Origin of the sequence: Hymenobacter latericoloratus (assembly GCF_014199535.1) — a bacterium.
Classification (GTDB): Bacteria; Bacteroidota; Bacteroidia; order Cytophagales; family Hymenobacteraceae; genus Hymenobacter; species Hymenobacter latericoloratus.
In genome coordinates this window covers 626,601-646,322 of the sequence record NZ_JACHNV010000001.1, presented here as the reverse complement: position 1 = coordinate 646,322, position 19,722 = coordinate 626,601, and the positions used below count along the sequence as shown (strand labels likewise).

Genomic DNA, 19,722 nt, shown 5'->3' with positions numbered 1-19,722 from the left:
GCACTTCGGGGCTTTGGCGTGTTTAGGGGGGTAGGAAAACGGCTGGCAAGAAAGGCGCCGGGGAACGGAGCCGGCGGGCCGCGGGTTAAACCGCCGTATCTTTGTGGTTCTTCTGACCCAGTGCCCGTGTCTTCTTCGCTTCGCATTCTGCTTGTTACCCCGCCGCTTACCCAGCTGAATACGCCCTACCCGGCCACGGCCTATCTGAAAGGCTTTCTGGGCGGGCGCGGCTACCACGTAACCCAGGCCGATCTGGGGCTGGAGCTGGTGCTGAAGCTGTTCTCGAAGGAAGGCCTAGCGCGCGTTTTTTGGGCCATTGAAACCGAGGGTTTCGAGTTGAGCGACAATGCCCGCCGCATGGTGCGCCTCAAGCAGAGCTACCTGAGCACCATTGGGCCCGTCATCCGGTTTCTGCAGAACAAGGACAACACCCTGGCCCCGCGCATCTGCCACTCGCGCTTTCTGCCCGAGGCTGGCCGCTTTGATAACGTAGCCGACCTGGAGTCGGCCTTCGGCACCATGGGCCTCACCGACCAGGCCCGGCACCTGGCCACGCTGTATCTGGAAGACCTCGGCGACCTGATCAAGGAAACCGTGGGGCCGCAGTTCGGCTTTTCGCGCTACGCCGAGAAGCTGGCTATGTCGGCTACCAGCTTCGATGGGCTGCACGAAGCCCTGCAGGCTCCGCCGAACCTGCTGGACCAGATGCTGCAGGAGCTGCTGGATGAGCTGGTGGCCCGCGTGCAGCCCGATGTAGCCGGGTTTACGGTGCCTTTCCCCGGCAATCTGTACGGCGCCCTGCGCCTGGCCGGGCGCATCAAGGAAACTAGCCCCCGCACCCTGACCCTGATGGGCGGTGGCTACCCCAATACCGAGCTGCGAACCATCCGGGAGCCCCGCTTTTTCGACTACATCGATTACCTGACCCTGGACGACGGCGAAGGCCCCTGGCTGCGCCTGCTGGAACACGTAGGGGCAGGGCTTGTTCCTGCCCACCACCTCCACGCGCCGCTAGAACAGCCGACAGGTAGCTTCCCAACGTCGAATTTCCGTGATGAGTCCTTTGCCTTACCGTTCGACGATGGGCGGGGGCAAGCCCCGCCCCTACAACGCACGTTCCGGCGCAATGCGGCCGGGGAGGTGGAGTACATTAACCAGCCCTTTCCGGATGTTCCCCACCCGGAAATCGGCACGCCCGACTACTCCGATTTGCCCCTGACGGAGTATTTATCGGTGATTGAGGTGCTGAACCCCATGCACCGGCTTTGGAGCGACGGGCGCTGGAACAAGCTCACCATAGCCCACGGCTGCTACTGGAAGCGCTGCTCCTTCTGCGACGTGACACTGGACTATATTTCGCGCTACGAAACAGCTCCCGCTACCTTGCTCGTGGACCGCATCGAGCAGATAATCGCCCAAACCGGCCAAACGGGCTTTCACTTCGTGGACGAGGCCGCCCCGCCCCTGGCCCTGCGCGACTTGGCCGTTGAGCTCCTGAAGCGGCGGGTAAATATTACGTGGTGGGGCAACATCCGCTTCGAAAAAACCTTCAGCCCCGACCTGTGCCGGCTGCTGGCCGCCAGCGGCTGCATTGCCGTAAGCGGCGGCCTGGAAGTAGCCTCCGACCGGCTGCTGGCTCTCATGGAGAAAGGCGTAACCATTGCCCAGGTAGCCCGCGTGGCGGATGGCTTCACCCAGGCCGGGATTATGGTGCATGCCTACCTGATGTACGGGTTTCCCACCCAAACCACCCAGGAAACCATTGACTCTTTGGAGGTAGTGCGGCAGCTGTTTCAGGCGGGCATTGTGCAGAGCGGCTACTGGCACCGCTTCTCCATGACGGCCCACTCGCCGGTTGGGAAGAACCCCGCTAAGTATAAAGTGGCCGCCATTGGCCCCGAGCCCGGTCCGTTTGCCTGGAACGACCTGTGGCACGACGACCCCACGGGCACCGACCACGAAGCTTTCGGCCCCGGCCTGACCAAAGCCTTGTACAACTACCTGCACGGGGTAGCCCTGCAGGAGCCGCTCAGCTTCTGGTTTGATTTCCGGACGCCCAAGCCCACCGTGCCCCGCCACCTGATTCAGCAGGCTCTGCAGGAGCCCGGCAAGCCCGATGCTTCCCGCCCCAACAACCGGCTGTTCTGGCTGGGCAACGCACCTGAGCTGCGCTATGAGCCCGCCAAAAAAGGCCAGCGCGCCGTCCTGACATTTTATGAGCAGGCCGAGGACCTCGAGGTGAAAGTACCCGCCGTGCTGGGTCCCTGGCTGCAGGAGCTGCTCACCAGCCTAACCACCGACTACGATACCAAAGTGCTGCTGAAAGACGCGGCGGCCTCCTACCCCTCTGGCGCGCCCCAACCCTGGGAGCAGTTTTTGTTGTCGCCGGGGTGGCAGCTGCTCCGGGAAAAAGGCCTGCTGGTTCTGTAGCCCTACCCTACTATCTGCCGCTTCGCCGCAACCAGTCAACCAAGTCTTCCCAGTAGCCAGCGGCCGGTTTTGGCCACTGCCACTGTCCATCAGGACTGGTGCGGCCCCGCTGCAGGAACTCGGCATTTGTCTGCGGATAAACGCGCACCTGGGAATTACCGAGGTACCCCAGCACGAGGCGAATCCGTCGGGCACTTTCGCGCACATCGGTGGTGGTATCGAGGCCAGCGTACAGCGCCAGTACCGGAACGCGTTGGCGGCTCAGGGGCAGGTAGGCGGCGGCCTGCTCGCGGGTAGCGGCGGGCGCAGCTTCCAGCACCACAAAATGCGCGGGGCTGGTTTGGCTGGCGGCGGCAGCTACCTGCGGGGCCAAGCTACCGCGCACCCAGCACCCTACCCGCCCCGAATCGACGGCGCTGTGCTGGCGCAAGGCGGCCAGGGCCAGGCCGGTTGTGCGGTAGCCCCCGGAATCAGAAGGCGCCGATGGAGTGGCGGCGGTTACAACCAGGGTTACAAAACCACGCCGTGCCAGATACGCCGCCCGCGTTTGGGCGGCGGCCAGCGTCTGGGGCTGGGCTACCAGCGCTACGGCCGGATGGCGAGTCAGGGTATCATCGGGGATGCGTAGCTGGCCGGCCTGCGCCCCACCGGCCGAGCGCAGGGCCAGGATTTGCTCCCGAAACGGGCGCGCTGCGGCCTCGCCCCGCCGGGCCCACACAAAATCGGTGCGTACACTGTCCCAGCTGAACACGCCGCGCAAAAAATCACCTTCCCGCACCGCCTGCAGGCTAATGCCGCCTACCCCCTGCGCCAGCTGCAACTGGGGCTCCTGGTAGTTCAGCCGGGTAGCTTCAAACTCCAGCCCCGGCACCTGCGGAAACCTGACATCGGCCTGCAGCTTCCCGGGCGCCACCTCCCGCAGATCGAGCGTTACCCGCAGCTCAGTACCCTGGTAGCTGATGGGGCCCTCGTAGTGGCCCGTGGGCAGGGGCGCGGTGGTTTGCGCGTTGCCGCCGGAATCGGGGGAGCAGGCGGCCAGTAGCAGCACCCCGGCTACCCACCCTTGAGGCCGCATCGTATTCCTACCAAAACGCGCTGATTTCACTGGCATCAAGCTGAACTACATGAAAGACAGATGGCCCCGTAATGCCGGAAATGGATTCTGTTGGGTTAATAACCGCACCAAAGCGCCTTAGTGCAGTCCTTTGCGCAGAATAAAATCGGTCTGCTCATCGGTACCGATGGTGAACAGGTGCTGGCCAATTTGCCGGAACCCGAAGCGCCGATAGAACTCCAGGGCGCGGGTATTCTTCTCCCAAACACCCAGCACCACGGCCCGGCAGCCCTGCTGACGAGCCTCTTCCAGGGCGCGGCGCATCAGGGCCGCGCCTAGCCCGGTCCCGATCCAGTCTTCACTCACGTAGAGCCGCTCTATTTCCAAGCGTTCCTCAGGCGTTTTGTCGGGGTCGAGGCCGAGGGAGGAATGCAGCTTCAGTTTGGCGTAGCCAACCACCTCCTGCTCCATCTGGGCCAGCAGAAAAATGGTATGGGGGTCCTGCAGCTCGCTCAGCTGCTTTTCGGGGCCGAAGTTGGCCGCCTCGTAGGCCGCCATGTCCTCGGCGGTGTTTTGGTTAACGTACGTTTCATGAAAGAGGCGTTGGCCCAGCTCGGCGAGCTGGGCGGCGGTGGCCGCGTTGCGCTTGGCTACCAGAATGCGGAGCGGAAAAGACATAGCAGAAAACCAGTTCGGCGGAAAGCGGCAAAGGTAAGGCAGCTAGTCCACGGTATCGTTGCCGCGCCGCTCGCGCCAGCCGTAGCGCAGCATCAGCATGGCCGCTACCAGCATCATCAGGCTCAGAATCAGGCGAGTTGAATTCAGGGCCGCGCTGCCTAGCTGCTGGTACTCGTAGTACACCACGCCCAGCCGCAACCCTACCCCCAGCAGCAGCAGAAACCCGGCAATCAGGAAAAGCCAGCCAACCAGGCGGCGCGTTGTAGGCGGAAGAGGCCAGGACATAAGCAGCAGCGAAATCCGGCGCACGGAGCACCGGGGGTGAAACACAGCACAAAGGAGCTCAGAAATACGCAAGCAGTTGGAATTTGATTTTCCCGCCGTACTTTTGCCTTACCACGCGGGAGTAGCTCAGTTGGTAGAGCATCAGCTTCCCAAGCTGAGGGTCGCGAGTTCGAGCCTCGTTTCCCGCTCATTGCAAATCAGCCACTTGTCTTTCGAGGCAAGTGGCTTTTTTTGTTGGTGGTGCCCACCGTGGGGCACACAAAGCAACAAGCGGCTCATTCCAGCCGAGCACTGCACGAATACTGAGCGGAAATACTACAGATGAACGGGCGGAACGTTTACTTATTTCGGCGGGGTAGGCACTCGGTACGTACACGACTCCGCGCTTGCGCGCCAGCGGCGCAGTCTTCCTGATCAGTTCACCTTTACCTCCTTGTGCTTTGTTACGCTCCTTTCTCCAACGGGCTGCGCTGAGCTTCGCGCTTAGCGTTGCTTCCCTGGCCCCGGCCGCGGCTCAAGTTGTTCCGGCTTCGCCCCCCGCTACTTCGGCCGATACCATTCATAAGTTTGAAAATCCGGCGGGGGTGCCGGCCCCGGTCAAGCAGCCTTGGTACAAGGGCAAACTGGTGAAGGCGGTGGCCGTGCCCGCGGTGCTGATTGGCTACGGGGCGTACACGTTTAACGGGGGCGGCTTCTATACCAACCAGGAGGCCAACCGCGACATTCACAAGCTGTTCCCTACGTTCCGGACCAAAGCCGATGACATTCTGATTTTCGCGCCCTACGCCGAGCTGGGCTTGGTGGCGCTGGCGGGAGTAGAGTCGCGCAACGACCGGATTAATGTGGGGCTGGTAGTGCTGAAAAGTGAGCTGATTATGCTGACCACCGTGTTTGCCGTGAAGCACCTGAGTCGCGAAACCCGGCCCGATGGCTCCGATAACCTCTCGTTTCCCTCGGGCCACACGGCGCAGGCGTTTCTGGCCGCCAGCATCGTGCACAACGAGTTTCGCGACAAAAGCCAGTGGTACGGCATTGGCGCTTACACCATTGCCACCAGCGTGGCGGCGCTGCGCATGATTAATAACAAGCACTGGCAGAGCGACGTGGTGGCGGGTGCCGGCTTCGGAATTCTGTCGGCCCACCTGGGCTACCTTACTCACCGCAACCGCTGGGGCCGCAAACCCCGCCTGCCCGAGGGCATGAGCTTCACGCCCACCTGGCAGAGCGGCTACGCGCCCGGGCAGGCCAGCGCCTTTGGGGGCGGACCGGGCCTGCGCTTTACCTGGCAGCCAAAGTAGCCGCCCGCGCCATCGGGGGCGGATTTATGCAGCATTCAGCTCCCGCTGAAAAGCTTCCAGAAACAGCCCCACGTGGTAGCCGTCGGCCAGGCCGTGATGCACGTTGATGGCGACGGGCAGCAACAAAGCCTCGCCCTGGCGGCGCGCTTTGCCCACCGAAATCTTCGGGATACTGTCGGGGTGAGCGAAGGCGCGGGCGTGGGTCAGGCTGGTAAAGGAAACCCAGGGAATAGCCGAAAAGTGAATCACATCGGGGCGGGCGGTGGTGGGGCTCAGGCGCAGGCCGGTGCTTTGGCGCACGGCCTCCATTTCGGCCGCCAGCCCTACCCCAAACTCGCTGAGCGAAGCCGCGTAGGGGACAAAGGAAAACGCGAAGGTGGTATCGGGCCGCGTTAGCGTGGCCGATACGTGAATCTGGTCGTAGCAGTACACCTTGCCTTCTTCGATGCGGTAGCGCAGGGCTTCTACTGCGTTTACGGCCGTGAGGGCACAGTGCAGGTACAACTGAAAAAACGATACGCCCTGGGCCTTGGCCCGGCCGTAGGCCCGAGTGGTATCTACCTCGGCTACCAGCCCAAAAAAGGGCTCCTCAAAGGCCGAAAAGAACGCAAAATGCTCCCGCCGGTTCCAGGTTTCTACGTCGATTAGCTGCTTCATAGGCCCGCAAGTTCGGTAACTTTGGCCTACCCTTCGTAGCTGCTACCCCCTGCCCGCATGTCTGCCCTCCGCCTGATTGCCTTTGACGCCGACGATACGCTCTGGCCTAACCAGCCTCACTTCGACTATGCCGAGGCCCAGCTTTATGAGCTGCTGACGCACTACGGCGAGCCGGCCGTTATCGGGAGCCGCTTCTACGAGGTGCAGCGCCAGAACATGCACCTGTTCGGCTACGGCGCCAAGTCGTTTATGCTCTCGATGATTGAAACCGTCATTCAGCTCACGGAGGGCGCCGTAACCGGCACCGAAATCCAGCACATCCTCGACCACGGCAAACGCCTGCTCAGCTTCCCGATTGAGCTGCTGCCCGACGTACCCGAAGTGCTGACGGCCTTGAAACAACAGGGCTTCCCGCTGATGCTGCTCACCAAAGGCGACCTGTTCGACCAGGAAAGCAAGCTGGCCCGCTCCGGCCTCGGCGACCTGTTCGACTACGTGGAAATTGTGAGCGAGAAAAATGAGAACACCTATCAACGCCTGCTCACCCGCTATCAAGTGCGCCCCCAGGAGTTCCTGATGGTGGGCAACTCCCTGAAGTCGGATGTGCTGCCGGTGGCCCGGCTGGGCGCCCACGCCGTGTACGTGCCCTACCATACCACTTGGGTGATGGAGCGGGTGCCGGAGGCCGAGCTGGCTGGGGTAGCATTTCAGCAGGTAGCTTCCCTGGCCGAGGTGCCGACTTTGCTGGCGCAGTGGGGGTAGAGCTAGGGCAACGGCCGACGCAGCAAATACCGGGTTTCTGTGTACGTGGTAATGGAGGTAGTACCTGAATACACGGGTCGGTTGGGGTCGTTAAAGGCTAGGCTGGTTTCAATGCTTTGCTGGGCGCCTACCGGCTGCGACAGATTGTACACCTCCAATAGCTCCCAGCCTTCGGCAGTCAGCTCGTTGAGGGTATGCATTACCTTGTCATCGAGCGAGCCTGGTACTATTTCCGTCCACAAGCTTTTCTGAATACGCTCAGGTTTCAGCATGGTAAGGCCGCGCCACGCCGGGGCCAGAATAGCTATCTGCCCGTTCTGGATTTTCAGCAGCTGATACTGAAAGCGGGGCCCGGCCGGGTTGCCCGGCGCCCGGGTTACGGTAGCGGTGGGCTGCATAGCTGCTTCAGGCAGCGTTGGGAAGGCCGGAACCGGCCGTGCGACTTTCTTTGCCTCGGTGGTTTGCGCTTCGGCTGCGCTGTGGAGTGCGAGGAATACAGCAATCAGTAAAGAATATTTCATAAAAAAAGCAGAGGGCGCCGCCTACGGTAGCGGCGCCCTCTGCCTTCTCCTATTATTATGCCAGAGCGTTAGTCGCGCTTGGTTTTGAGTACCTGCTTGAGGCCGGCCAACTCATCACGGAGCTTGGCGGCCGTCAAAAAGTCGAGGTCCTTGGCGGCGGCTTCCATCTGCTTTTCGGTTTGCTTCACCAGCTTCTCCAGCTCCACCTTGCTCATCATCGACACTACCGGCTCAGCGGCAATGGCCAGGGCCACGTCGGCCTCGGGGCTGGCGTAGTTCGGGGTTTCCGCAATGCGGTAGTCCGACAGCGAGGTTTGCTCCATGATGGCCTCGCGGGATTTGCGCACGGTTTTGGGCGTGATGCCGTTTTCCTCGTTGTACGCCATCTGTACGGCACGGCGGCGGTTGGTTTCGTCGATGGCGCGCTGCATGGAGCCCGTGATGCGGTCGGCGTACATGATTACCTTGCCCCGGTCGTTACGGGCGGCGCGGCCCATGGTCTGGATAAGGCTGCGCTGGTCGCGCAGGAAGCCTTCCTTATCGGCATCCAGAATGGCTACTAGGCTTACTTCCGGCAAGTCGAGGCCTTCGCGCAGCAGGTTCACCCCAATCAGCACGTCGATTTCGCCCAGGCGCAGCTGCCGCAGAATCTCTACGCGGTCCAGGGTTTTCACATCGGAGTGCACGTAGCTGGATTTGATGCCCAGGCGCTCCATGTACTTCTGCAGCTCCTCGGCCATACGCTTGGTGAGGGTTGTCACCAGCACCCGGTCGCCCATTTTCACGCGGTTGTCCACCTCGTCCAGCAAGTCGTCAATCTGATTGACGCTGGGGCGCAGATCAATTTCGGGGTCCAGCAGGCCCGTCGGACGGATTACCTGCTCCACCACTACCCCATTGGCCTGGGTTAGCTCATAGTCAGCGGGGGTAGCGGATACAAACACGGCCTGGCGCACCATGCCCTCAAACTCGTTGAAGGTCAGAGGGCGGTTGTCCATGGCCGAGGGCAGGCGGAAGCCGTACTCCACCAGCGCGGTTTTGCGGCTTCGGTCGCCGCCCCACATGGCCCGGATCTGGGGCATGGTGACGTGGCTTTCATCGACTACCAGCAGGAAGTCATCGGGAAAGTAGTCGAGCAGGCAGAAGGGCCGGGAGCCGGGCTGGCGGCCGTCGAAGTAGCGCGAGTAGTTCTCGATGCCCGAGCAGTAACCCAATTCCCGAATCATTTCCAGGTCGAACTCGGTGCGCTCCATAATGCGCTTGGCTTCGGCATCGCGCCCCTCCTTCTCGAAGTAGGCGTGCTGCTGGACCATGTCGAACTGAATTTCCTTGATGGCCTGGTTAAGCGTGTCCTTACCGGTTACGAACAGGTTGGCGGGGTAGAGCGTCACCGATTTCTCGTCGCTGAGCTTCTTGCCACTCACCGGGTCAATCTTGTGGATGGCCTCAATTTCGTCGCCGAAAAAGAAGATGCGGAAGGCGTGGTCGGCATAGGCCGGAAAAAGGTCCACGGTGTCGCCTTTCACCCGGAACGTGCCGCGGGTGAACTCCTGCTCGGTGCGCGAGTACAAAATCTGCACGAAGGAATAGAGCAGGTTATTGCGCGAGTAGCGCAGGCCCGGCGCCAGGTAAATCACGTTCTTCCCGAACTCCTCGGGGTTGCCGATACCGTAAATACACGACACCGAAGCAATAACCACCACGTCGCGGCGGCCCGAAAGCAGCGTGGAGGTGCAGTGCAGCCGCAGCTTCTCGATTTCCTGGTTGATGGCCAGGTCTTTCTCAATGAATACGTCGGTGGAGGCAATGTAGGCCTCGGGCTGGTAGTAGTCGTAGTAGCTGATGTAGTACTCGACGGCGTTGTTGGGGAAGAACTGCTTGAACTCGCCGTAGAGCTGGGCAGCCAGGGTTTTGTTGTGGCAGAGCACCAGGGTAGGCTTGCCGGTTTGGGCAATAACGTTGGCCATAGTAAACGTTTTGCCCGTACCCGTGGCCCCGAGCAGCACCTGCGCCGGCTCGCCGTTGTTGATGCCCTCCACCAATTGGCGGATGGCCTGGGGCTGGTCGCCGGTGGGTTTGAATTCCGAGGTCAGTTGGTATTCCATGCGGGGAAAGATAGGCCAGAAAGGGTAGCCTGTGATAACTCAATTCCCCGGAGGGAGGTTTCCCGGCAACAGAAAAAACCCATCCGGGTGGCGGACAGGTTTTCCCGGCGAATTGCCACGCCGTTACTGCGGCGTACGCTTGTTTATGTGATTGAGCTCGGCCCAGCGGAGCGCCGCATTTTGCTGAAGCTCCGCTACCCACCGCTTTTCCTCACCGACGGGCACCTGCAGCAAGGCTGTTTTGCTGCCGGATAGCTCCTGCAGCTGCAGCTGCTGCACGGTAGTTAGCCAATCCTGCTGGTTGGGAGCCGTCATGTCCACGAGCCGGACAGTGAGCTGTACGGCATTGGTTTGGGCGTTGCGTACTATCTGCACGGGCCAATCGGGGGCGTTGGCGTAGGCTTTAGTAGCCAGCTGTCGGCGCAGGTAGCCCAGGCTATCGGCGGGCAGCGCGGAGCTGTACCGGGCCGGAAATATATAGGCGATGGACAGGCTACGCGCGTTGGCCAGCGTGAACAGCTGCGGTACGGTGGTAGCATCCTGGGCACCAACCGCTACTTGCCCTGGCACAAAGTCCAGCACTTCTTCTTCTTTTTTGCTGCAGCCTAGCAGCAAAAGCATCAATACCAGGCAACCGTACCGCATCATACATCTCGTCGTAAGGTGTTTTACAATAGACTGATTGCCCTTTAATGATACCAGGCTCTTACTACCGGGGGTCGCGCCAGAGCACGCGGGGGTCGGTAGCAGCCGTGGCGAAGTCGGGGCAGCGGCCGTCGCCGGCGTTGCTGGGGCCCAGGGTGGCCGCGCACAGCACGTTGCCGCAGGCATCGAAAAGGTAATTGAAGCTGCTACCCCCCGTCACGAGGTAAACCGTGCGGTTTTGGTAAGTGTATTGAATTACCTCGGCCGCCGGCGTTTGCTTGGGTTTCTGCTTGAGCTCCTCAATGAGGGTAGCAGAAAAATTGCCGGGGCAGGTAGCACTTGTGGCTTCATCCAGCGCATCGGAGCAGGCGGTAGCCCCGAGGCCCAGCAGGAAAAGCCACAACAGAAAGCGTAGGCGTAAGCGGCTCATGAAACAAAAGGAGCTCCCGAACTCCGGTTATTGAGTAATGGGTTGGGGCTTGGCCGCGCCAAACTCCACGCTGGCCTCCAGCCCGAAGCTGTAGGGCCGGCTCTGGCGCGAGCCGCGCTGGTTGGGGTTGGCGTTGAGCGTCGTCAGGCCGGCTTCGGCGGTGGGGCCCACCACCACGTTCCAGCCCGAAGCGGTGGGCTGATAGCGCACTCCCGTACCGCCGCGCACCGAGGTCAGCACCTGCCGGTACGGCGACTCCGCCGATTTCAGGGTGTACGTGAGCGTGGCCTCCGGGGTGCCTTCCACGTCGGAGCGGCTGCTTAACAGCACGCTTACCGCCGCGCCTACCTTGGCGTACAGAGAAAGGCCCTGTTTGGTAGAGCCGTAGCGCACACTCACGGGCACGGCGGCGGAGCGGTAGCGGTAGTTGGTTACGCGCGGCTGAGCGGGAGCCGCACTATAGGCCGCCGGGCGGTTGAACAGGTCGGCGGCCGTGGGGCCTACCTGCTTGCCATTCACAAACCCGTAGGAGGTAGCGGAGCTGGCGCGCTGCTCGGCCACTTCGGCGCCTGAGGTAACGGTCCAGTGGTTGTTCAGCGCATACGAAACCATCAGGGCAGCCCGCTGGCTGACGCCGGCCCGCAGGTTGCGGCGGTACTCGTCCTCAGCCTCATCCTGGTAGTAGCTGCGCAGGGCATTGGTAACCGCCGTGGAGTTCATGCGGCCATCGGCGCGGGAGAAGTTGATGTTGGGATTGTAGGAACCCACGGCGTAGCCGCCGCCCAGGCGCAGGCGCCGCCACAGCTTCGGGGTTTCTTTCTGCTCGGGCTCTGCCACGTCGGTAAGCTCGGCCGGGATGGTTACGGGCTGCGGCAGGGTAACCAGCGCGGGCTTAAGGCTGTCGGGGTGGAGCAGGCCCAGGTAGTTGCGCAGCTGGGCAGCCCGGGGCTGCATGCCGGCAAAGCTGGCCAGCAACGAGGAGCCACTCCCGAAAGCCTGGCTTTCATTTCCTGCCCCTACCGTCCGGTACAGGGCGGCGTAGTGGTCGGCCCCGGGGTTGGCGGGAGAAGAATACAACAGGCCCGATGCAGCCCGCTTACCTACTGCCTGACTACCCTGCAGGCCAGCGCGGCCTTGCAACACTGCGGCGTAGCCCCGCTCAGCCGCAGTGGCGGGTTCAGCGGAGCTGCCAGCAGCCAGCGCCAGGCCGGCTTTTTCTTCTGCGGCAACCGAAGCAACGGACGGTTCAGCCCCGGGCATAGCAGTTTCGGGGTTCAGACCCGCTCCGGGGGTAGCAGTTTGGTAGGCGGAACCGGTGGGCAACAGCACGGCCAGATCGGGGCCCGCCACCGAGCCTTTCTGCCACAGAAGGGCCCAACCGCCGCAGCCCAGGGCCAGCAGCAGGCAGGCGGCGGCCACCCAGCGGTGCATCACTAGCCGGCGGCGGTAGGTTACGTTTTCCTGCACCACCTGCTCGTTCTGCTGCACTACCAGCTCGTGGTCGAGCTGGTCCCAGAAGCTGGCGCGCGGAGCCACCTCCGCTTCGGCAAACTTTTGCCGAAACAGGTGCTCCAGGTCGCCGGTGGGGCGCTGGTCGGGGGTGTTAGGGGTATTAGGAGCGGATGCTGCCATGGGTACGGTGGGCGTCGAGACGCTCGAGTTTACTTTTCAAAATGGCCCGGGCCCGGGAATACTGCGACTTGCTGGTTCCTTCCGAAATACCCAGCATCTCGCCGATTTCCTTGTGCCCGTAGCCTTCAATGGCGAACAGGTTGAACACCATGCGGTAGCGCGGGGCCAGGTCCTGAATCATGTTCAGCAGCTCCTCGAAATTGTAATTGGAAAGCGTGAACTCCTCGCCGGCCAGGTCCTCGGGGTACTCGCCTCCGTCGCTGACGGCTACCAGCGGGGCGTTGCGGCGGTGCTGGCGCAGGGCGGCATTCACCATGATACGGCGAATCCAGAATTCCAGCGGACACTCGCGGCGGAAGCTGGCCAGGTTCTTAAACACGGTCAGAAAGCCTTCCTGCAGTACGTCTTCGGCCTCGAAGGTGGTTTGGGCGTAGCGCAGGCAGACGGCCATCATGCGGCCGGCAAATCGTTCGTAGAGATACTTCTGCATCAGGCGGCTACCGGCCAGGCAACCGTCAATCAGCTCCAGATCGGAGAGCTGGGAAGGCGGGGTAAGGGTGCGCACGGGAGCGGATAACGACGAGGATAGGGACTCCGGGCGGGCTGCAGGGGCGCTGCCCGGTAACAGGCTGCGTAGCCCGCTCCCTCCCAAGGCGGCCGATAGGGCGCTCATCGGGCGCTCCGGCCCTGGCGGGGTCCGGCTTTAAGAGGCTCACCAGCGGCCAGCGCCTTCCACAAAGGCCCGGTTCCGCGCAAGTAAGAATGCTGCATACGCTGCAATGACAGACAGATAAAAATAAGGATGCCTTCTGGCTGGAAAGGAAGGCTGTGCAGGGTAGATGCTACTGACGCCCGGGAAGGTTGCATCGGTGGCTCAGGCTTTTTTTGGGTTGAGCCGCAAACAAACACTTGCTGAAAATCAATAGCTAAAAACAGCTGAGCTATAACCTATTTCCGCACTATCATGTACATACATGTGTCGCTCAACTCATGCGTTTCCAGCCATGGGAGAGCCACTTGCGTATCAGTTTCCGGAAGCCACAACCGGGCCTAGCTAGCCCAGGCCGGCTTTCCTACCCCTTGTTTTTCACTTACCCTTCTTCACCTTACTTTTTGCTTATGAAAACGCTCGTGCTGTTTTACTCCACCTATGGTCATGTGTACAAGCTGGCGGAAGCCGTAGCCGAAGGCGCCCGGCGCGTGGCTGGCAACGAGGTAGCCCTCAAGCGTGTGCCCGAAACCCTGCCCCCCGCCCTGCTCGACAAAATTGGGGCTACGCAGGCCCAGAAGGCGTTTGAGCACGTGCCGGTGGCTACCCCTGAAGAGCTGGCTGATTACGATGCCATCATCTTCGGGACGCCTACGCGCTATGGCAACGTGTGCGGGCAGATGCAGGCCTTCCTGGATGCTACCGGCGGCCTGTGGGCCCAGGGCAAGCTGATTGGTAAGGTGGGCGGCGCCTTCGTGAGCACGGCCACCCAGCACGGCGGTCAGGAAACCACCATCCGGGCCCTGCACACCGAGCTGCTGCACCACGGTATGGTGATAGTAGGCCTACCCTACGCCTGGCAGGGACAGATGGGCCACGAGGAAGTAACGGGCGGCACGCCCTACGGCGCCAGCACCGTGGCCGGCGGCCAGGGTGAGCGGCAGCCCAGCGCCAACGAGCTGGAAGGCGCCCGGCACCAGGGCGAGCATACCGCCCAGATTGCCAGCAAGCTAGCCAAGTAAATACGGGCACCGGCCCGCCTCCGAAACCAAACGGGGCAACGCCAGCAGCGGCGTTGCCCCGTTTGGCGTTACGGGCCTGCCCGCCAAGTGGGTTGGACTAGGCAGAGAAGTGCGGTTGACGCTTGCCGGGCCGCTGCCCTTCCCTAGCCACAGCCAAAGGTCAGCGGGCTACCAGCGGCTCCGGGGCGGCGTTGCGGAAGTACACCGAGAAGACAGAGCCTTGGTCGGGCTTGCTTTGCACGGTTATCCGGCCGCCGGCGTTTTCCACGCTGCGCTTCACCATGTAGAGGCCAATGCCCGAGCCCTCAACGTGGGTGTGAAAGCGGCGAAACATGGTAAAAAGCTGCGCCTGTTTGCTGGCTTCGAGGCCCAGCCCGTTGTCTTCTACCAGCAGCACGGTGAAGCCTTCCTCCTGCCGGCATTGCACCCGGATGCGTGGCACCCGGCCGGGATGGTGATACTTGAGCGCGTTGCTGAGCAGGTTATACAGCACGGAGCGCAGGTTCTTGGTTGAAAACAACACGCTGGGGCACTCGGCTACGTCCACCTCTACCTGGGCGCCCACCTGGTCCACCAGTCCCTGCAGATCCAGCAGCACATCGGTTACCACGGGCGCCAGGGGCACGAGCGTGGTAGGTTCCCCGTACTCTTTCTGCAGCTTGGTTACGTCGCTGAGGTGGTGGATAGTCCGCTGGAAGCGCTCCACCGACTCCTGCATCATGGTCAGCAGCGGGGCTACCTGCTGGGTTATGGCCTCCTGGGGGGGTAGCTGTGCCTGCAGGGCGTACACCAGGCCCTCGATGTTGGTAATAGGGGCCTTCAAATCGTGAGAGGCCGTGTAAATGAAATTGTCCAGGTCCACGTTGGTGCGCACCAGCTGCTGGTTGGTAGCGCGCAGCTGCCGGGTTAGCCGGCGCAACGACTGCTCGGCCTGCTTCTGCTCATGGATATCGAATACCGTCCCGATATGGCCCTCGAACTCGCCCTGGGCGTTGAAGCGGGGCAACCCTGTATCAATGGCCCAGCGGTACTGGCCGTCGTGGCGGCGCTGCCGGTAAAGCAGCGAGAAGGCGGTCTGGCTGGCGGTGGCTTCCAGGAAAACGTCGGTGGTGGTAGCTACATCTTCCGGATGCACGGCCTGGAGCCAGCCCCGCCCCAGGGCCTCGGCGCGCGTTTGGCCGGTGTAGGCAAACCACTGCTGGTTGAGGTAGGTACAGCTTCCCTCGGGGTTGGTCACCCAAATCATGGCCGGCACATTATCGGCCAGCTGCCGCACGTACTGCTCGCTTTGCTCTATTACCCGCCGGGCCTGTACCTGGTCGGTTACTTCGTGGGCAAACACCAGAATTCCGTCAACCGCGCCCTCCAGGTTGCGGCGGGCCTGGTAAGTGAAGGTCCAGTAGATGTCTTCCAGCGGGCCACCCTCGTGGCGGGCCAGCTGCAGGGGCAGTTCCTGCGCCACAAAGGTTTCGCCGGTGCTATACACCTGCTTCAGAATACCAATAATGGGGGTGTTTGTCAGCTCGGGCAAGGCCTCCAGAATGGGCTTGTCTGATAGGGCGCGGCCCGGGAAAATGCGCTGGTAGGCAGGGTTCACCAACTGAAATACGAACGCGGGGCCGTCGAGAATCACGATGGGGGCGGGTGCCTCCATGAATAGCGTATGCAGCAGTTGGCGTTGGCGGTCAGCCTCCTGCTGGGCCGCTACCTGGGCCGTAATATCCAACACCATGCTGTAGAACCCGAGTACCTGCCCGTCCCGGACATCGGGCACGTAGCTGGTGCGGATGTGGCGGGTAAAGCCGCTGCGGTAGGGCATTTGGGCTTCGAAGTCGAGCCGCTCGCCGGCCAGGGCCCGCTGGATGTAGCCCTGTACGTTCTGGTAAGCCCGCTCCCCGATGATGTCCACTACCGGCCGGCCTAGCAGCTGCCGGGGCGAGAGCTGAAACCAGCTTTCGTAGGCTTGGTTGGCAAACTGGTAGGTCTGGGCCCGGTCTATGTAGCTAATGAGGATGGGAAGGGAATCGGTGATGAGCTGCAGCTGGCGGACGGAAGCCTCACTGGTCTGGCGGGCCCTGACCTGCGTGGTTACCTCAAAGGCAAACACGACTACCCCTGTAATCAAGCCCTGCTCATCAAAATACGCCTGCTGAACGTAGTCGAAGAACCGTTCCTCCAGCGTATTGGCATCATGCCCGGCCAAAGGAATCAGGATGCCCAGCTCCTCGTGGGTCCGGCCGGTTTGGTACACCTGCTCCAGCGTACGGAACACAGCGTGGCCGGCAATTTCAGGCAGCGCCTCCAGAATAGGCCTGCCCCGCAACGCCCGTCCGGGGAACAGCTGCTGGTAGGCCGGGTTTACCAGCTCGAACACCAGCTGCGGCCCCGTCAGGATGCAGATGGCGGCCGGCGCCTGCATAAATAGGCGCTCCAGGGTAGCGCGCTGAATTTCCGTGGCGGCCTGGGCGGCCTTCACCTGCCGGGTGCGGCTCAGCACCCGGGCTTCCAGCTCCAGGTTAAGCAGCCGGAGTTGCTGCTGCGTTTGCTGCAGGGCAGCGTTGTTGGTCAGAAACTCTTCATTTGCTACCTGCAGCTCCTCGTTGGCCGCGGCCAGTTCTTCGTTGAGGCGCTGCACTTGCTGGCGGGCCACTACCTGCTCGGTTACGTCGTAGGCAAAAATGGTAACGCCCGTTACCTGCTCCGGCCCGCTGCGAATGGCCTCGTAGATAAAATTGAAATACACGGGCTCCAGCCGGCCGGAATTAGTGCGGTCCAGGTACGCTACCTGCTCGGTGCCGTACACCGTTTTGCCGGTCTGGTACACACTTTCCAGCAGGTCGTAAAAGGGCTGCCCTTCCAGCTCGGGCCAGGCCTGGCGCAGGGGCAAGCCCAGCAGGAGCCGCTCGCCCACCAACTGCTGATACTGAGGATTTACCAGGGTAAACACCAGCTGTGGCCCCTCCAGGCTGGCAATGCAGGCAGGCGCCTGCATAAACAGGTCCTGCAGTTGCTGGCGCTGTGCCTCCGCCTCGGCGCGGGCCAGTTGCTCGCGGCCCCGGCTTTCGCGCAGGGCCTGTTCCACGGCGGAGCGGTCGGTGCCAGCGGGTTCAGTGAAAGCGACAATCAGCAGATTACCCCGGCGCCGGGCGCTCAGCCGCAACCGAACATCCAGGCCCGGGTGCTGGTAGCTTACCTCGTGCTGGCTTGCTTCACCGGTTTCGAATACCTGCTGCAGAAAGGGCAGCGTACCGGTAGCGGCCACCGTCAGGAAGTACGTAGCCAGGGTTTGGGGCGGCCGCTCGGGTAGGCCCGTGGCCCGCTGGCTGGCCGGGTTCAGATACTCCAGATAGAAATCCGTCAGCTCGCCAGTGGCCGCATAAGCCGGACGCAGCAGCGCCAGAGGCGTGTGCGAGAGCTCCAGCGCATCGTGCAGCAAATCGGGGGCAGAAACAAAATCAGGCGGAGCAAGCATCGACACAGAAGACGGGCAAACAATACGGGCAGCAGCAGACTCCGGAGCTAGGTGGGGCGGGGCCAGTGCCCGGCCGCCTGGTTTCTGCCGGGCCACAACCTACCACCACCGGCACCTCATAGCGGGTAGGCTAAGGTAATACTCTGTTGTCATACATGTGGGGCGGGTCGTCCTACGAATGGCCCGCTCCCGGCTTGCCCGCCCTGGTTACGCCGCGTAGTGCCGGAAATAACTGTCCGGCGGCTATCTTAGCCCTTCTACTGGTGCCTTTGCCTCCGATGCGCCACCCCGGAGCAGTACTGGCGCGGCAGCCCCTGGCCGGCCGGGCTTCGGGGTAAGCAGGGCGCCTCAACCGTTTTTCTACCAGCTTCTGCATGGCTGTCCTTGCCTCCTACCCCTCCCTGGTGTTGCACTTGCACGCGGGCCCGCACTACGCCCTGGAAACCGAATGGCTGGGGTTCACCAGCAGCCCCAACTTCCGCCGCTACGTCACGGAAGCCCTGCGGCTGGCCCGGCAGCACGGCGTTACGGGCTGGATTGCCAACGACAGCTGGCTGGGAGCGGTGCGGCCCGTTGACCTGGAGTGGGTGGCCCAGGAGGTGCTGCCCGCCATGGCCGACCTAGGCGTCAGGCGCTTTGCCCGCCTGGAGTCGCAGGAAACCCTAAACCGGATGCTTATCGGCTCCATGTACCAGGAGGCTGCCCCCGATGTGAGCTTTGAGGTACGCGCCTTCGCCGATCTGACAACGGCCCGGGCCTGGGCCTGCGCCTAGCCTGGGCGGCCCTACCCCCACGTCGTTCGGCAACGCCTCCGCTCGCCTTCCATAATGACCCTTATCCGATGCCAATACAGGAACTGAAGTCTTCCTTGGGCCGGGTGTATCTCACGATAGACACGGATTATGATAACCGCTGGATAGCAGTGCAGTGGCAGGGCTACCTCACGGCGGCCAACGTGCAGGCCGGGGCGCAGGCTTACACCGCTGCCCTGGCGCAGGCGGGCTTTGCGTGCGTGCTCAACGATACCCGCGCCGTGCGCGGCCCCTGGGACCACTCCATGGAGTGGGTAGTAAACGAGTGGGCGCCCGCCGCGGCCCAGGCCGGGCTGCGCTATTTTGCCATGGTAACCAGCCCGGAAACGCTGGCCCAAAGCTCCGCCGATACCTTCTCCAGCCTGCTCACGGCCTTCGAGGCCCGCCTCTTCGACAACCTAGCGGAGGCCGGCCAGTGGCTGCGCTCCGTCGGCTGAGGCCACCTCCACCCGAACCCGAGGCGACAACGCCTTATAGCTGGTTGTAGGCTTTGATGAGGGCGTTGAACGAGTCGCGGTAGGTGTCGCCGATGGGCAGCAGGCGGCCGGCTACCTGCACCTTGCCCCGCTCCACGTGCTCAATGCGGCTCAGGGCCACCAGGTACGACTTGTGGATGCGGGCAAACCGCTCGGGCGGCAGCACCTCCTCTACCCGCCGGAACGACTGCAGAGTGAGCACCTTGCCGGTGGTGGTATAAATCATCAGGTATTCCTTCATGCCCTCGATGTACAGGATGTCATCGAAGGCGACCCGCTGCAGCCGATGCTCGTTCTTGACAAACATGGCATCCGGGGCGGTGGGCGGGGCCTCGGCGGCCTGGGCAACGGAGGGTGCCGCAGGGGCCGCGCTCAGCTGCTGGCGTACTTTCTGCACGGCCTGCACAAACCGCTCGAAGGCAATGGGCTTGAGCAAGTAATCCGCGGCGTTCAGCTCGTAGCTGCGCACGGCGTACTGGTCGTAGGCGGTGGTAAAGACGATGCGCGGACCCGGCTGGGGCAGCAGCTGAGCCAGCTGCAGGCCCGTGAGGCGGGGCATATGAATATCCAGAAACACTACATCCACGGGGTTGTCCTGCAGGAAGGCCAAGCCGGCCAGGGCGTCGTCGAACTGGCCCTTCAGCTCCAGGCCCGGCACCTGCGCGCAATAGTCGGCCAGCAGATCCAGGGCCAGAGGCTCATCATCGAGGATAGCACAGGTCATGAGGAGGTTT

General features: G+C 62.4%; 18 protein-coding genes and 1 tRNA gene. 7 read left to right on the top strand and 12 right to left on the bottom strand.

Annotated elements, in window-relative coordinates; genetic code table 11:
* Positions 1–126 precede the first annotated feature (126 nt).
* Complete coding sequence (locus GGU46_RS02810) at positions 127–2,430, top strand: B12-binding domain-containing radical SAM protein (RefSeq protein WP_317171841.1); 2,304 nt, start codon at positions 127–129, stop codon at positions 2,428–2,430.
* 10 nt (positions 2,431–2,440) lie between these two features.
* Here GGU46_RS02810 and GGU46_RS02805 read toward each other — a convergent pair whose 3' ends face one another.
* The 3 genes from GGU46_RS02805 to GGU46_RS02795 form a co-directional block, all read right to left on the bottom strand.
* Complete coding sequence (locus tag GGU46_RS02805; protein ID WP_183402053.1) at positions 2,441–3,505, bottom strand: dienelactone hydrolase family protein; 1,065 nt, start codon at positions 3,503–3,505, stop codon at positions 2,441–2,443.
* Between the two features lie 117 nt (positions 3,506–3,622).
* On the bottom strand, positions 3,623–4,162 hold the full coding sequence (locus GGU46_RS02800; protein WP_183402052.1) for a GNAT family N-acetyltransferase: 540 nt from the start codon (positions 4,160–4,162) through the stop codon (positions 3,623–3,625).
* 42 nt (positions 4,163–4,204) lie between these two features.
* Positions 4,205–4,447: a hypothetical protein gene (locus GGU46_RS02795; protein WP_183402051.1), complete on the bottom strand. Its 243-nt coding sequence runs from the start codon at positions 4,445–4,447 to the stop codon at positions 4,205–4,207.
* Between the two features lie 115 nt (positions 4,448–4,562).
* Between GGU46_RS02795 and GGU46_RS02790 the strand changes: the two genes are divergently transcribed.
* A tRNA-Gly gene (locus tag GGU46_RS02790) sits at positions 4,563–4,635 on the top strand.
* 252 nt (positions 4,636–4,887) lie between these two features.
* On the top strand, positions 4,888–5,745 hold the full coding sequence (locus GGU46_RS02785; RefSeq protein ID WP_183402050.1) for a phosphatase PAP2 family protein: 858 nt from the start codon (positions 4,888–4,890) through the stop codon (positions 5,743–5,745).
* A 24-nt stretch (positions 5,746–5,769) separates the two neighbouring features.
* Here the strand turns inward: GGU46_RS02785 and GGU46_RS02780 are convergent, their stop codons facing one another.
* Positions 5,770–6,402 (bottom strand): chloramphenicol acetyltransferase, encoded by a 633-nt coding sequence (locus tag GGU46_RS02780; protein ID WP_183402049.1) that lies wholly within the window; start codon positions 6,400–6,402, stop codon positions 5,770–5,772.
* Positions 6,403–6,459: 57 nt separating this feature from the next.
* Between GGU46_RS02780 and GGU46_RS02775 the strand changes: the two genes are divergently transcribed.
* Complete coding sequence (locus GGU46_RS02775; protein ID WP_183402048.1) at positions 6,460–7,164, top strand: HAD family hydrolase; 705 nt, start codon at positions 6,460–6,462, stop codon at positions 7,162–7,164.
* A gap of 2 nt (positions 7,165–7,166) precedes the next feature.
* Here GGU46_RS02775 and GGU46_RS02770 read toward each other — a convergent pair whose 3' ends face one another.
* The 6 genes from GGU46_RS02770 to GGU46_RS02745 form a co-directional block, all read right to left on the bottom strand.
* Entirely contained in the window at positions 7,167–7,685 is a 519-nt protein-coding gene (locus GGU46_RS02770; protein ID WP_183402047.1) for a hypothetical protein, read from the bottom strand.
* A 68-nt stretch (positions 7,686–7,753) separates the two neighbouring features.
* Positions 7,754–9,790 (bottom strand): excinuclease ABC subunit UvrB, encoded by a 2,037-nt coding sequence (uvrB, locus tag GGU46_RS02765; protein WP_183402046.1) that lies wholly within the window; start codon positions 9,788–9,790, stop codon positions 7,754–7,756.
* A 123-nt stretch (positions 9,791–9,913) separates the two neighbouring features.
* The gene (locus GGU46_RS02760; RefSeq protein WP_183402045.1) at positions 9,914–10,411 is read right to left on the bottom strand and encodes a hypothetical protein; all 498 of its coding nucleotides are present in this window, start codon (positions 10,409–10,411) and stop codon (positions 9,914–9,916) included.
* 88 nt (positions 10,412–10,499) lie between these two features.
* Positions 10,500–10,865 carry a DUF6970 domain-containing protein gene (locus GGU46_RS02755; protein WP_183402044.1) on the bottom strand — a complete coding sequence of 122 codons (366 nt, stop codon included), beginning with the start codon at positions 10,863–10,865 and terminating at the stop codon, positions 10,500–10,502.
* Between the two features lie 27 nt (positions 10,866–10,892).
* Positions 10,893–12,497, bottom strand: coding sequence for a hypothetical protein (locus tag GGU46_RS02750; protein ID WP_183402043.1), 1,605 nt, complete (start codon positions 12,495–12,497; stop codon positions 10,893–10,895).
* On the bottom strand, positions 12,478–13,062 hold the full coding sequence (locus GGU46_RS02745) for an RNA polymerase sigma factor (RefSeq protein WP_308217160.1): 585 nt from the start codon (positions 13,060–13,062) through the stop codon (positions 12,478–12,480). Before GGU46_RS02745 ends, GGU46_RS02750 begins: the two co-directional genes overlap by 20 nt.
* 554 nt (positions 13,063–13,616) lie before the next feature.
* Here GGU46_RS02745 and wrbA point away from each other — a divergent pair.
* On the top strand, positions 13,617–14,228 hold the full coding sequence (gene wrbA / locus GGU46_RS02740; RefSeq protein WP_183402042.1) for an NAD(P)H:quinone oxidoreductase: 612 nt from the start codon (positions 13,617–13,619) through the stop codon (positions 14,226–14,228).
* 160 nt (positions 14,229–14,388) lie between these two features.
* On the opposite strand, the gene GGU46_RS02735 is transcribed toward wrbA, so the two are convergent.
* On the bottom strand, positions 14,389–17,700 hold the full coding sequence (locus GGU46_RS02735; protein WP_183402041.1) for a PAS domain-containing sensor histidine kinase: 3,312 nt from the start codon (positions 17,698–17,700) through the stop codon (positions 14,389–14,391).
* A 374-nt stretch (positions 17,701–18,074) separates the two neighbouring features.
* On the opposite strand from GGU46_RS02735, the gene GGU46_RS02730 reads away from it, so the two are divergent.
* Both GGU46_RS02730 and GGU46_RS02725 read left to right on the top strand, forming a co-directional pair.
* Positions 18,075–18,473, top strand: a complete 399-nt coding sequence (locus tag GGU46_RS02730) for an acylphosphatase (protein WP_183402040.1) — start codon at positions 18,075–18,077, stop codon at positions 18,471–18,473.
* Between the two features lie 68 nt (positions 18,474–18,541).
* Positions 18,542–18,949, top strand: a complete 408-nt coding sequence (locus tag GGU46_RS02725) for an STAS/SEC14 domain-containing protein (protein ID WP_183402039.1) — start codon at positions 18,542–18,544, stop codon at positions 18,947–18,949.
* 34 nt (positions 18,950–18,983) lie between these two features.
* Here GGU46_RS02725 and GGU46_RS02720 read toward each other — a convergent pair whose 3' ends face one another.
* Positions 18,984–19,712: a LytR/AlgR family response regulator transcription factor gene (locus GGU46_RS02720; protein WP_183402038.1), complete on the bottom strand. Its 729-nt coding sequence runs from the start codon at positions 19,710–19,712 to the stop codon at positions 18,984–18,986.
* Positions 19,713–19,722 lie beyond the last annotated feature (10 nt).